At 35.6% G+C, this 13,945-nt stretch carries 10 protein-coding genes; 6 read left to right on the top strand and 4 right to left on the bottom strand.

Going from position 1 to position 13,945, the window contains the following annotated elements; translation table 11 throughout:
* Positions 1-699, top strand: a 699-nt coding sequence (locus GOQ24_RS05070; protein WP_160339238.1) for a WYL domain-containing protein, incomplete at its 5' end; no start/stop codon positions are given.
* 226 nt (positions 700-925) lie between these two features.
* On the opposite strand, the gene GOQ24_RS05075 is transcribed toward GOQ24_RS05070, so the two are convergent.
* The 4 genes from GOQ24_RS05075 to GOQ24_RS05090 all read right to left on the bottom strand — a co-directional run bounded on the left by GOQ24_RS05075 (position 926) and on the right by GOQ24_RS05090 (position 7,517).
* On the bottom strand, positions 926-2,215 hold the full coding sequence (locus tag GOQ24_RS05075; protein WP_243731246.1) for a RagB/SusD family nutrient uptake outer membrane protein: 1,290 nt from the start codon (positions 2,213-2,215) through the stop codon (positions 926-928).
* Between the two features lie 97 nt (positions 2,216-2,312).
* Positions 2,313-5,390, bottom strand: a complete 3,078-nt coding sequence (locus GOQ24_RS05080) for a SusC/RagA family TonB-linked outer membrane protein (RefSeq protein WP_243731247.1) — start codon at positions 5,388-5,390, stop codon at positions 2,313-2,315.
* Between the two features lie 79 nt (positions 5,391-5,469).
* Positions 5,470-6,837: a sensor histidine kinase gene (locus GOQ24_RS05085; RefSeq protein WP_160339239.1), complete on the bottom strand. Its 1,368-nt coding sequence runs from the start codon at positions 6,835-6,837 to the stop codon at positions 5,470-5,472.
* Positions 6,838-6,839: 2 nt separating this feature from the next.
* Complete coding sequence (locus tag GOQ24_RS05090) at positions 6,840-7,517, bottom strand: response regulator transcription factor (protein WP_160339240.1); 678 nt, start codon at positions 7,515-7,517, stop codon at positions 6,840-6,842.
* 671 nt (positions 7,518-8,188) lie between these two features.
* Between GOQ24_RS05090 and GOQ24_RS05095 the strand changes: the two genes are divergently transcribed.
* The 5 genes from GOQ24_RS05095 to GOQ24_RS05115 form a co-directional block, all read left to right on the top strand.
* Positions 8,189-9,301, top strand: a complete 1,113-nt coding sequence (locus GOQ24_RS05095) for a sensor histidine kinase (protein WP_230381520.1) — start codon at positions 8,189-8,191, stop codon at positions 9,299-9,301.
* A gap of 11 nt (positions 9,302-9,312) precedes the next feature.
* The gene (locus GOQ24_RS05100) at positions 9,313-10,071 is read left to right on the top strand and encodes a LytR/AlgR family response regulator transcription factor (RefSeq protein ID WP_155092225.1); all 759 of its coding nucleotides are present in this window, start codon (positions 9,313-9,315) and stop codon (positions 10,069-10,071) included.
* Positions 10,072-10,754: 683 nt separating this feature from the next.
* Positions 10,755-11,957 carry an ImmA/IrrE family metallo-endopeptidase gene (locus tag GOQ24_RS05105; protein WP_160339241.1) on the top strand — a complete coding sequence of 401 codons (1,203 nt, stop codon included), beginning with the start codon at positions 10,755-10,757 and terminating at the stop codon, positions 11,955-11,957.
* 10 nt (positions 11,958-11,967) lie between these two features.
* Positions 11,968-12,459 (top strand): hypothetical protein, encoded by a 492-nt coding sequence (locus tag GOQ24_RS05110; protein WP_160339242.1) that lies wholly within the window; start codon positions 11,968-11,970, stop codon positions 12,457-12,459.
* A 113-nt stretch (positions 12,460-12,572) separates the two neighbouring features.
* On the top strand, positions 12,573-13,945 hold a 1,373-nt coding region (locus GOQ24_RS05115), incomplete at its 3' end, for a P-loop NTPase fold protein (RefSeq protein WP_160339243.1).

Consider the following 13,945-nt stretch of genomic DNA (forward strand, 5'->3'; position numbering starts at 1 on the left):
GGATATTATATCCCAACAAAATATCAAGTAGAAACTGAAATAGTTCTCAATTGTTTAAAGAATGCGGTTACGGCTGATATTTTAGCTACCACACCCAAAAAGAGAACCTCTATTACACCATATGTTGAGTTTTCTGATAGAGCAGGAACAGTTCCTATTGAGTTAATTCAGTTGCTATTTAGAGCTATGTTAAGGAATTACAAGGTTAAATTTACCTATCATACTTTGTATGAGAACAAAGAAGAAGAACATTTAGTTTCTCCTTTGTTCTTTAAGCAACATCATGGAACGTGGTTTGTGGTTACCAAAGAAGACAAAGAGTTGAAGTGTTTTGATCTTGAGAGAATGACTGATATTTCGATGACTAAGGATAGGTTTAGAGACAATGTAGAAAAGATTCGCTTACAGTATTCTGAAGTGATAGGGTTGCACCTTGTAGAAGAAGAGTTACAAAAGATTGTATTGTCATTTGATAGAAATCACAAGCACTATTTAGAATCCCTTCCATTGCACCATTCCCAAGAAGTGATAGAGGAGCAGCAGAATGGTCGACTTAGAGTGAATTTAATGGTTAGACCGAATGACGATTTAAAACAAATAATTTTAAAGTTTGGCAAAGCTGTAAAAATTGAAGAGCCAGTAGCTTTAAAGGAAGAAATTATACGTGAACTGCGCCAAGCCATTGATGTCCATGCGTAAGCACTTACAATACATTAATTGGGGAATTAATGTTTATATTACTTGTACTATGGGTGTTTTTCAATGTTAAGCAAGTAATATGGTTAGTTTGTTTCTATAAATAGCAGGCGGGGGTCTGCTATTTATTTTCACTACCGCATTGGTAATCTGATTCAAAGTAACTATTCAAAAAAAGGGATTGACCATTGCTGATCAATCCCCAATCACTATATAATGAAAAATTCAATTACTTTAAATTTGGATTCGCTTGTATTTCTTTTTGTGGAATAGGCAATAGGTAGTGCTCATCACTATTGCTCAATAGGTTGGAATCCATGGGACTTACTAAGTCGTTTTGGTTGCGTTGAATATCTTTTCCCAATCTTTTTAAATCAAAGTAGCGATGCCCTTCATAGGCAAATTCAAGTAAGCGTTGTTGTTCAATTACTTTCTGATTGATTGATTCTATTTGCTTTTTACTTAGGTATCTGTTTGTCAAAATTGTGTTGACATCACTTAGCGCCTTGTCAGATTGACCAGTTGCTAAATAAGCTTCGGCGCGAATAAGATAAGCTTCACTTGTTCGGAAAACCTTATAGTCGTTTATTCTATTATTGCTTTGATTTCCTCCGTATTTGACAATGTATTTGTTGTTTTCTTGTCCAAGAAAACAAGTGTTTCTCACATCATTTTGATCGTAGGATTCCCTTATTTTTTCAGAGCTGTAGAACAAGGTCTTACCTGTGGCATAGTTATACCATAAGGTATTGGGTCTGACTTTGTCCTGGGCGTTTCTCTTTAGTTTAAAGAGAACCTCATCTTCATTGCTATCTGTCCAGATGTTTGCATAGTTTTTTACATTAGCCAAAGCTTGATGTTCAATTATCCAACTACTGTAATGTATAGCTTTTAGGTAATCTCTTTCATATAAAGCTATTCTTGCAGATAGTGCAGCAATAGCACTTTCGCTTAGTCTGTTGTTGGTCGAATGGGTTAGTTGATCAGTTTGATCTATATCTGACCACAAGTTATCATAGAACGTTTGTAGCGTAATTTTACCAGGTTTGTAGAAAACATCTGTTGTCGTGATATAAGGAATGGTTAGGGCTTGTTTGGATTGATAATCCCCAGGGCCGAAAATTCTGTGCAGTTCAAAGTGAATTAAGGCGCGAAGACCGTGTAACTCAGCAAGCATTGAGTTCAAAGCTGCTTGATCTGACGCTCTTTCTACAGGTACTTTATGGGCATTGATTAGTAAATTGTTGATGCGGTAAATGTGATTGTAGTAATTGCTCCATATTTCGGAAAGTATTTCGTCATCTGAGGAGTAAGTCCATCGATGTAGATTAACTCCATATCCATCAACGCCATTATTCTCAGGCGATAGTTTACATTCATCAGCTAATATGGAACCAATCAACGCACTGTATTCTAAGTGTAAATCTGCATAGGTTCCCAATACAGCATATTCAAAATTCTTGACAGACTTGAAGATGTGCTCTGAATCTACATTGTCCTTTGAATCTATATCAAGCATCTTGTCACAACTTGTAAATGTTAGTAGAGACAGTAAACTCAATATAGATTGTGCAAATAATTTATAGGTGTTTTTCATTTTTATTTTTGTGTATGTATTAGAAAATAACTCTTACCCCTGCTGTGAAAGTACGAGGTAGGGGATATTCATATTCGTACCAATTGTTGTCGTCTTCTGGATCTTGTCCTTTCCATTTGGTCCATGTAACTAAATTTTGACCTTGTGCAAATACATTGATTTCTTTGATAAACTTATTGTACCTTCCAAAGTCTTTGAACTTATAGTTAACAGTCAAGTTTCGAAGTTTGACGTAGTCTGCTCTTTGAAGTTCTCTATCAGTCATATATCGAGCATAGTTGGCCCCTGGATTTTTACTTTGATCCCCTGGCTTTTGCCACATATCTAACATGGAAGTAGATTGGTTGTATATGCGGTAATTTGGATCAGCTGCAGTGCGATAAAACTCTCCCGTATTGAGTCTATACATACCGTGAATGAAAGAGAACAAAGCACTTACTTCTATGTTCTTATATCTAATGTTAGTAGTGAATCCTCCTTTGATGGCTGGGTCATAGGAGCCTTTGACCAATACGGCATTATCAGGATCATAGGTTGTTGTGATATTGCCCTGTTTGTCTAAATATTGAGCAGCGCCCGTTTGTGAATCTACACCTGCCCATCGCACCATGTAGAAGTATCCCAACGGTTTACCCACTTGATGAATAGAGTAGTCCTCTGTGATTATTTCATCTTCCTCTCCTAAGCTTAATATTTTGTTCTTATTGTAGGCAAAGTTTACTCCTATATTCACATTCCAATCTGACTCTTTGATAAGATCTCCTGAAAGGCGGATTTCTATCCCTCGATTTCTAATCTTTCCCATATTGTCTGATATGGATTCAAATCCAGAGGTCATCGATAGGCTTCTGTCTATAAACAAGTCGCTGGTAATTCGGTTGTAGAAGTCAATCTCACCGACTAAGCGATTTTTGAATAAACCAAATTCTACACCTATGTCCAATATTCTATTCATCTCCCAGTTGTAATGAGGGTTACCGGGTGTTGTGGGTACCAGACTTGTTTGCCCATTGTATTGTCCAGGTCCGTATAGACGTCTATATCCAAAATCACTGGCAAATCCATTGGCATTTCCCGTTAGACCATAGCTCGTGCGAATTCTTGCCATAGAGAGTACATCAATATCTTCAAGGAAACTTTCTTGTTTGATATTCCAGCTTGCTCCAAAAGCATAGAAGTATTTGTAGCGATTATTTGAAGGAACACGTGATGAACCGTCGCGTCTAATACTACCCGAAAATGTAAATCGGTTTTCAAACGAGTATCTGACCAGTGCTAACTGGGAGAGTAATAGATTCTCTGTAGCGCTACCACTTACTTTGGGAATAAAGTCATTCTCTGGAGTACCAGGAGTTATACCTCCTGCGGTGTGATCTAACCCATCTATTAGACCATAACCAGTGAATCCATGGTAGTTGTACTTCTGTCTATTGATCTCTACCAAAGCCATCGTTTCGATTTCATGTGCATCCCAGCGGTATTTATAGTTAACCCCGAAGTTGGCCATCAGACCTATATTGGTTTGATCTCCTTGACTAAACATTCCCTTGCCGCCTTCTTCGACCAAATCTCCAAAGTATGTATCTGGTTTTATAATATGAGTATTGGCTATTTTGGAGTAGTCAACACCTATTGTACTGGTTAACTTTAAGTCATCTGTTAGCTCGAAACTAAAGTTTCCTGCCAAGACTCCTCTTTGTTGTTTCTCCTTTCTCTTTACATCTTGGTACATTTGCAAGGCATTGGTTCCAAATCGATTCACTCCAGGAGTTAGATTGCCATATTGATCATAAGGATTTTCATAGGGCAAGGCAAAGTAAAGTGACGCAACAGGATTTGTTTCACTTACGTCAAAGTCCGATTCAGACACTTGACTATTGATATTGGCAAGGTTGATAAAAAAGTTGGAATTAAATCTTCCAGATTGATGGTGTATATTGCTATTGACATTGAATTTTTCAATGCCTGAATTGTACAGTACACCTTCTTGTTTGTAGTAGTTTAAAGAAGTGTAGTGTTGTGTATTGCTGTTTCCCCCATCGAAAGTTAGATTATGTGATTGTGTAATGCCTTTTCGCATCAACTTTTTTCGCCAATTGGTATTTGTGTTTCTCAGTGCAGCTAATTTTTGATCTCCTTCAATATAATCTTGTTCTGTTTTCAGCACTTCTTGAGCGTTGACTATTTTATAGGGATTTTGTCTTGAGTATGCCCAGCCTGGCATATCTTGGTCTTGTAACATTTCTTCAAATTGCAGGCGCTGGTCTGTATTCATCATGTCCCATTTAGAATTGTTGACATTGGAGAATCCGTATTGCGTTTGGTAGGTTACTCGCATAGAATCACTTTCGCGATCTCCGCGTTTAGTTGTAATGACAATGACTCCATTGGCACCTCTTGAACCATATTGTGCCGTAGCTGCAGCATCTTTGAGGACAGTTAAGTCTTCAAAGTCATCAGGGTTTAGCGCAGTGAAGGTAGCTGCCGAGATAGGCATGCCATTTAGAATGTACAGCGGCGTTGTTTGCTCGTCTTGTAAAGAGCCTATTCCCCTTATAGTTACGCGACCAGGTGTTCCGGGTTGACCAGAAGGAGAGGCAACGTATAAGCCTGGAACTTGTCCTTGCAACGCTTGATCCATAGAGCTTACTTGTACCTTATTGATACTTGCTGCCGCTATTTTTCCGACTGATCCTGTTGTTCTTGCTTTGGATTGTTTGGTGTATCCTGTGATGATAATACCCTCTAAGAGATTATCCTCTACATCCAAGTCTATAATGGTTGGTATATTGTTATCTGATAAGGTTATCTCTTTGGTTAAATAACCCAAATAAGTAATTCTAAGTTTTACTTCATCCGTGTTCTGATCAGCGATTTGGAAGGTTCCATCTTCCGTGGTGAACAAATATTGGTTGTGAGTGATGTCTTCAATAGTAACCCCTACAAGAGGTAACTGGGTTTCTGCATCTCTAACCAAAATAGGCTTTCGCTGGTCATTAGCATAGATAGGGCTCTGTAACCCAATGCACAGTATAGCGATCCATAAAGTTGTTTTAATTCTACGCATATAATAAGTCTTATAAGTATTTCGATTCATACTTGGCAAACTTACGCGCACCTAATTAGAGGGAATTAAAGAAGACTTTAGAGAGTGATTAAAAAGAGATTAAAAAGTTTTAATCTCTTTTTATAAGCGGCACCGAAATTGTCACTATCGTATAGTGGTTTAACTGAGATTCTATCTTCATATCGCCTTTGTGTAGGTTTATAATTTTTGAGGAAAGAGATAAACCTAATCCCGTTCCCTTAATTCCAAAGGCGTTGCTTGAGCGAAAGAAGGGTAAAGTCAGTTTATCTAAGTCTTCTTTCTTAATTCCTATTCCGTAGTCTTTTACTGTTATGACAATATGGGTAGGGGTTGTATGCAAGGTTAGATCAATAGTTTTATTACTCGAAAATTTATCAGCATTCAAGATGATATTAGAAATGGCTAATTCTAATAATTGACTATTTCCTTGAAAGTATAAGTTGTGTAAGTCTTCTTTGGTGTGAATAGAAAGGTTGATATTTATATCCGTCTTATGAGCAATTAAGTGATCTATGGTGGACCACCAAAATTCTTCAAAACAGACTTTGTTTAGTGGATATACGCTACTGTCTATTTGCGATAGAGCCAGCAGATTGCTAATAATCTTATCCATGTGTATGGCATCTTTGACAATACCTTGAAGGACTTGTTGATACTCTTGTGTATCTCTTTTCTGACGCAGGGTTATTTCTGCATTGCCAAGTACAGAGGCAATAGGTGTCTTTAGTTCATGAGAGGCATGGGAGACGAAAGCTTGTTGGTTTTCGAAGGTTTCGTGTAAGCGTTTGAACAGGGAATTGATAGTGATACTAAGGGTGTGAATCTCATCTTTAGACATATCCTCTGTTGGAATGGGTCTTTCGAGGGTCTGTACATTTTTATCCTGGATGTGATTAATGATATTGGTAATGGGGGCAAGGAGGTATTGGGCAAACAAACGCGATAAGAAAAAAGTGATTAATAGCGCGATGATTAAGCTAATTAACATGACTGTTTGCAATTGGCTTAGGGCTGCTGTCCCCACTTCATCCCTGGCTTTTGCAATGATTATAAAATTGCCTTCGTTATCCTTATAGTAAATTCCAACGATGTACTCATCTGCGTTTTTAATGTAAAGTTTGTGTTTGTCATTAATCGTTTCTAAGGTTGCTCTGTCCCATTTAAGTTGTCCTTCTTGGATAAAAGTAGGAGAGTAATCTTCAGCATTGTATATCCTAATTTGCTCTTGGGGAAGTGTACGCGGAAACTTCATCAAGACTTCACTGTATTGTTCGGTTGTAAAATTGTCTTCTGCTAAGTAGTTATGCCCAACAGTAAATGCGCGTTCTTCTAATTGGCGAAAAAAGTTGTTTTGCCAATGAGAGGAGACAAGCATATAGATTGTCGCTAATACTCCAAGAAGTAAAATGGCAAATAACCCAAGAAATTGCAAGGATAAACGGGTGCGTATTTTCATTTTTAATCGGCGTCTTTAAGTATATATCCCATTCCGATAACCGTGTGAATTAAAGCTGTAGGGAAGTCCCTGTCTATCTTAGTTCTCAGGTAATTGACATATACATCTATTAGATTTGTTCCTCTGTTGAAACCAATTCCCCAAACAGCTTCTGCTATCTGAGTTCTGGTTAAAACTCTGTTTTTATTAACCAAAAAGTATTCCAATAAGGTGTACTCTTTTTGGGTAAGGCTAATTTCTGTATCTCCACGAGTTACTATTTTCTTATAGCAATCCATTTTTAGATCTCTTGCTGTATAACTCAAGGTAGTCATAGCCATTTGACTTCTTCTTGTGATAGCTTTAATTCTCACCAGCAGTTCTTCAAAGTGAAAAGGTTTTGTCAAGTAGTCATCTGCTCCTTGGTTAAAACCGTTGATTTTATCTTTAATAGTTGATAAAGCTGTCAACATCAGAATAGGGATGTCTGATTTGTATTTTTTTACGTGGTGACAGATTTCAAAACCATTCATATTAGGCAGTATGACATCCATGATAATTAAATCAAACTCCTGTTCCATGGCAAGTTTTAACCCCATTGTACCTTCATAGGCTAAGGTCACACAGTGTTGGCTTTCTTCAAGGCCTTTGCGAATGAAGTTCGATACGCTTACTTCGTCTTCAATTAATAAGATATTCATAGCAACTGTTGTTTCTCAAAAGCAAAAATAAAATATATAAATACTTGTTTTTCAGCATTAAAGAAATTTAATGTAGTATTAGAGTTAGATTAGAATACTTGCTTTAAGCCTTGATTATTAGTTGTTTTTGTGATCTGTAGTGTTTGTTTACAAGGTAGTTTTATGCGTTTTGGGTATTATTTTTTTACTTGAGAAGTTGAAAAAAGGCAATTTATTATCTATTGATTTTAAAAATGGAAAGGTTTTTGTATTTACAAGAAAGAATTAATTACAAATTGTAATTTTTTGTTTTGGTTTGTCGGATAGAGGGCGGCTCCCTCTATCCACTTTCAAATCAGAAATTTCTTCATAGGTTTTGTTAAAAGTGTTCTAGGTTTAAGTAGAGCCATTGCTAAAAGTGATGGCTCTTTTTTCTTACCCTATACCCCAAGATGAGAAGGCGTGCTTATCGCAGTAAAATACAAACTATTTGATAAAGAGAAGTTTATCTGTTTTTTAGTAGGAGAAAGTATATACTGTCACTGGATAATTGTACGTTTGGCTTATAAGTTAAAATTACTTTGTATTTTGGCGGCTTATTTTTACGTTTCATCTTGTGAAATTTCAGTTTGAGTTAAAGTTTTGTATGATTAAAGCCAAACAACTATTATTTTTGTATCAAAATAGAAACAATGGCTAAGAACAAGAAAGTTGAAGAATCCATGTTCATCAAACACTATCGTTTGATGGTGATTCCTTTGGTATTAGTTCTATACCTATTTTCTCACTTTCTTTTGAATCCTTACGATCCAGAGTGGTATTACATAGAGGGAGAAAGCGAGATATTTGAATCGATTCTCTTTTTGATAGCCTATTGTGCTATTATTACGGAGATTAGCTTATGGGTAAGTAGAGTACTTAATAAGTGGATCCCCTGGGATAAGTCGGCGGCTCTTCGTGCCATTGTACAAGTACTGGCTCTAATAGGCTTGATATTTATCGTGTACTTCGGGATTAATTTGGCTTTTTTGGTCTGGATACCTATAGATAGAAGTAACGGTTTGGCTTTAGAGGACAAAATTGACTTGTGGCAATCTTTGATTATCAGCATTAATACGGCTATTTTTATCAGTGCAGTTCACACAGGGTATTTCTTGATAAAGAATTGGAGGGATTCTATGATGAAAGCGGCTGAGCTACAACTAAAAGCCGAAAAGCTTGAGCGCATCGCCAGTCAAGCTGAACTTGAATCTTTGCGCATGCAGTTAGATCCTCATTTTTTGTTTAACAACTTTAGCACGCTTTCTGAGTTGGTGGTTGAAGATCAGGCTATAGCTATCAAATTTATCGATAATTTGTCTTTAGTTTACCGCTATATGTTATCCAACATACGAAAGAACGTGGTTAGCCTAAAGGAGGAATTGACTTTTGTCGAATCATATTTTTATTTGATTCACGAGCGAATGGGAGCAAAGGTGCAATTGCACATTAATATAGATAAAGAACTTAGTCAGCAGTTTTATGTTGCACCAATCTCACTGCAACTATTGGTTGAAAATGCTGTAAAGCACAATAGAGCATCAAAAGAATGTCCATTAGTGATAGATATTTACATTGATGGCAATTTTGTAATCGTTGAGAACAATATACAGCCCTTGGTGGTTTCTATTCCTTCTTCGAAAGTAGGATTGAGCAATATTGATGATCGCTATAGACTGCTCAGTGAGGCTAAAGTGATTGTAGAGCAAACAGAAGTTTATTTTAAAGTAAAATTGCCTCTGTTATTAAACAGACAGGCAAAGTAAAAAAGGATAGTATGAGGGCATTAATTATTGAAGATGAAATTAGAAATGCAAATAAATTAACTCGTTTATTGCAAAGTATAGATAGTCAAATAGAGGTTATTACCGTACTGGAAAGTGTGAAGGAGAGTGTAGCGTGGTTAAAACAGTCAGAAGCTCCTGATTTGATATTTATGGATATTCGATTAGAAGATGGTTTGTGTTTCGAAATATTTGAGGAGATAGATATTCAAGTACCAGTTATTTTTACTACTTCCTACGATGAGTACGCGCTAAAAGCGTTTAAAGTCAACAGCATTGACTATATCATGAAACCCGTACAAGAGGAAGATCTAGAGAGAGCCTTGAACAAGTTCAAGTCAAGACAAGTTGTCCCGTCATTTACTGATTCTATCAAGGATATCCTGGGACATCTACACAAGAAAGAGGTCACGCATCGCTCTCGTTTTTTGATACCTTACAAAGATGGATTTAAAACCGTAAAGGTAGAGGACGTAGATTTTATTTATTCAGAACAAAAAATTACGCATTTGTGTTTAAGTGATAAGTCTGAAATGATTGTAAGTCAAACGATGGATGAATTAGAAGAAGAACTTGACTCTACCGTTTTTTTTAGGGCAAATAGACAACATATTTTACACATTGACAGCATAGGGAGTATCCACAATTACTTTAATGGAAAATTAAAAGTAGTACTTGTAAATGATCCCGATAGAGAAATTATTGTGAGTCGTGAGAAGGCGCCTCTATTCAAAAATTGGCTTAATTCCTAAGCCAATTTTTTTATTGTAACTTTATTCAATGATTTTGCAATTAACTTCGTTAGAAGTAGTGTATCCAAATTTTGGATATAACACATTTCTTTGGTTGTATCTTCCCTTTTTTTCTACTTGGTAAAAACCGACATAAATAAGCCAAAATCAGCTTATTTCACCCCTTCGTTATTGAAACATAACTACCACTGAAACCAGTAATAGCCTTACTTTCGTTGATTTAACTAATTTGATGCAGCGGCTTTTGTTCGGATATTGGTGCGACAATGTACGGTATTTACTGGGAATGAAGGCGTTTCTCCGAATCATCCTCCCACTATCTCCGAACACCCCCCCTATCAGCTTGGTATTGACTACCGATATCGTGTCTAATTCTTATAAGTAGTTTTGCTTCGAACTTTGTAATTGTCTTATCGTCCTCAGCAGTCTAAATAGGGAAAACTCTTTGTCGGTTAATCGTAAACTGTCAAACAAATAAACGATACTCAATTTTAAAAACTTTGAACAGTGGTCTGTCGGTATTTCCGACAAACCACTTTACTCAAATAATAGAGGTGTTTACGGATTTCTGTAAGAATATTAGTTATTAAATGAATTATTTTGCAAACCATTGTCCTTTTTGGGACAATGGTTTTTGTTTTATATAAAATTATTTTGTATTTTTGTCCTAAAATGGACATGTTATGAGAATTGTAAAGGGTAATTTTAAAGACGATAGGTATCAGGGGTTGTCGATTGCCGAGATGCTCAGTGGTTATATAGAAGAAAATAATCTGTCTGAGTTAGGCTTAGCAACTATTTTAGATATTAATAGGAAAACACTTCGATCTATTCTTGAAGGGGAGGATATGAAGATGAGTATAGCAATCAAGATATCAAAACTGTTGAATATTAGTCAAGATACTTTAGTGCATAGCTTTGAGAGACAAGTGAAAGAGGAAAGTGGTGCGTACTTTGATTTTACAACTAAGGTATCTTTTCTTTTAGAACATTTTGATTTAGCAGAATTAAAAGCGAATAAGGTTATCAGTAGCACTACAGACTATAGTACGATAGATAAAGAATTGTGTACTTATTTTGGTTATAATCATATCACAGAATATGGTGACCAATCTATTAAAACTCCTTTATTTAGTAAGTCTAAGATGAGTGTTAGACCCAGTAAAGAACAAAAAGCACAAGATTTTTGGATTAAATCTAATCTCTTAAGTTTCAGTAGAATTGACAATCCAAATGAATATAATAGAGAGCTATTGATTGAGTTTTTGAAACGAATCAAGACACTGACGAATGATGTTAAAGATGGTTTTAGTCAGGCTCAGTATGTTCTTTTTCAATTGGGGATTACTGTCATTGTGCAATCTTATTTGAGCAAAACTAAGGCTTTTGGGGTAAGTATGATTGTAAATGATAAGCCTTGTATCGTGATTACCGATATGGGAAAACAGTATTATAAATTGTGGTTTACTCTGCTACATGAACTTTATCACGTATTAGAAGATTACGATTACCTCAAGACAGCGAGTTACCACATATCAGATATGGAGAATAAAGATTTGTTTGTATCAGAGGACAATGCCGATGCTTTTGCTCGTGAGGTGTTTGTGAGTAAGGATAAAATGCCGATGCTACAACAGCTAATAAATAACCCAATTAAGATTAATAAATTAGCAAAGGGGTTAGATATGCATCCTTCGATGTTATACGGCGTTTACTTAGATTGTGCAGATAGAGCAACTCAGACGAGGGATTTCCCCCGTTTTGCTAAGTATTTGCCAAATTCGGCAGCTGCTATTAAGCCAATCATATTCGATGCTATAGGTAAGAAGAGTATCGATGCTGCTGTGCAAGAAATGAAAAAGAAATTAAATATACTAACAGCTTAATCAGTTGGCTATGGGAATAGAAAAAAAGAAGATAGAAGAGTTAATCTCTACTGCGAAACGCATTACAGAGGCACAAAAAGGTAATTCGGAAGCACTATTGATAGAAATTGGACAAGACAAAGAGGATTCTCGTTGGACAGCCCTTTTGGAAGAAGATACTTTACAAGATCCAGAGAAATCGTATGATTTGTTTTATAATGGTATTCAATCACTTTTACTTAGTTTACTGCCTAAAGGAGAGCAACGAAGTGTGATCTTAGAGCTAAAAACTATTATGCTAACAGGTAAAGAGCTGAGTAGCATAAGTAGTGGTACACGCGGTGCTGACTCTCGTATGTCTAAAACTAAAGATATGGAGGCGATGATCGATACATTGTCACTGTGGAGTACTACACCTCATGATTTCTTTAAACTGGCAACTTTGTTATTAGAGAAGAATAAAGAGTTAGGTTATGTACCAAGTGAGAGAATGTTAGGGGATTATGTGAAGGAGAGGAAATAGTAGATTCTTAAATTAATATATTCGTTACATCAGTATAGACGGAATACTTCCGTCTAACATGCAATTAGATTCATGGAATTAATAAGATGTGGATGGAAGAGAAATAGAAGATTATGACACAAAAAGAAAGTATAAAAATACCTAACGACTCTATTATAACGGAGTTTAAAGAACACCTTGATTTAGAGTTTAACCAACGCATATTATTCACTGCTCCTTTTGGGGCAGGGAAGTCTACATTTATTAATGACTTTGAAGATAAGTATAAAGATGAATATCGCTTTATAAGACTGTATCCAGTAAACTATGCTGTATCTGCTAATGAGGATATATTTGAGTTAATCAAGTTTGATATTCTGTATGAGCTGATGGCGCATCATAATGAAGAAATAGCTTTAGCAAAAGTAGACTTTGACTTTTGGTTGCGTATGTCCATGTTTATGCAGAATAAGGCAGATTTAATGCCTTTGTTTTTGCATATTATTTCTCTTCATGAGACAATCGGTAAACCTGTAGCAAAGTTTATCGAAGTAGTAAAACCTTTAGTAAAGGACTTTAAAGAATATAGTAAGGAAATAAATATAGACGAGTCAAGTGATGTATTTGGCTTTTTAGAAACATTCGAAAGTAAGAAAGGTAGTCCTTATGAAATGGATGCGACTTCACAGTTTATCTTTAATTTGGTTGATAGATTAAAAGGGGATGTATTACCAGATCAGGATAAAATAACTAAAGAAGAAGGTAAGAAGAGAACGAATAAGACAGTATTAGTTATAGATGATTTAGATCGTTTAGACCCTGACCATATCTTTAGGTTGTTTAATATCTTTTCTGCTCATACACATTCAATAACAGGAGAGAATAAGTTTGGTTTTGACAAGGTTGTTTTTGTCTGTGATATAGAGAATATCCGTAAGATCTATGCACATAAATATGGAGTAGGTGTTGACTTTTCGGGGTATATGGATAAGTTCTATTCTGTGAAGCCTTTTATCTATGATAATTTCAAGTATTTAACACAGAAAATTACTGCTATTATAGATCAATCAGTATTTATAAATTCATCAAAAGAAGAGATAGTTAAACAAGATTTGGTAGTGCATTTATTATCAGCGGTTTTGAAGATTTTATCAAAGAATAGAACTATTAACTTAAGAAGTCTTTTTAAGAGCAATACTTTTATATTATCAATAGAAAGGTATGTTAAAATTAATAGAGGCATAGTTTTATCGAAGGATAAAATATCTCTTGTAATAGTATTTGAAATTATAAGTGAGATGTTAGGTGGATGGGGACATTTAGAGAAAGCATTACTTAAAGTGAAGGATAATTTCTATAATCAACAATATTTTGATAAAAATCAGGAATTTCTAAAAAAATATAGTTTAGTTACTTACCCATCTCGTTATAGACATGAAATAGACGATATAAGGGATGAAGTTTTTAAAGTTTTCGTAGCCGAATATTTAAACAATGAAGACAAGAC

The sequence above is a fragment of the Myroides sp. LoEW2-1 genome, from assembly GCF_009767705.1.
Classification (GTDB): Bacteria; Bacteroidota; Bacteroidia; order Flavobacteriales; family Flavobacteriaceae; genus Flavobacterium; species Flavobacterium album_A.

Bases quoted from the DNA above. Each gene is read 5' to 3' on its own strand.
- GOQ24_RS05105 (WP_160339241.1), top strand. From the start codon at position 10,755: ATGAGAATTGTAAAGGGTAATTTTAAAGACGATAGGTATCAGGGGTTG.
- GOQ24_RS05100 (WP_155092225.1), top strand. From the start codon at position 9,313: ATGAGGGCATTAATTATTGAAGATGAAATTAGAAATGCAAATAAATTA.
- GOQ24_RS05110 (WP_160339242.1), top strand. From the start codon at position 11,968: ATGGGAATAGAAAAAAAGAAGATAGAAGAGTTAATCTCTACTGCGAAA.
- GOQ24_RS05095 (WP_230381520.1), top strand. From the start codon at position 8,189: ATGGCTAAGAACAAGAAAGTTGAAGAATCCATGTTCATCAAACACTAT.
- GOQ24_RS05080 (WP_243731247.1), bottom strand. From the start codon at position 5,390: ATGAATCGAAATACTTATAAGACTTATTATATGCGTAGAATTAAAACA.
- GOQ24_RS05075 (WP_243731246.1), bottom strand. From the start codon at position 2,215: ATGCTTGATATAGATTCAAAGGACAATGTAGATTCAGAGCACATCTTC.
- GOQ24_RS05090 (WP_160339240.1), bottom strand. From the start codon at position 7,517: ATGAATATCTTATTAATTGAAGACGAAGTAAGCGTATCGAACTTCATT.
- GOQ24_RS05085 (WP_160339239.1), bottom strand. From the start codon at position 6,837: ATGAAAATACGCACCCGTTTATCCTTGCAATTTCTTGGGTTATTTGCC.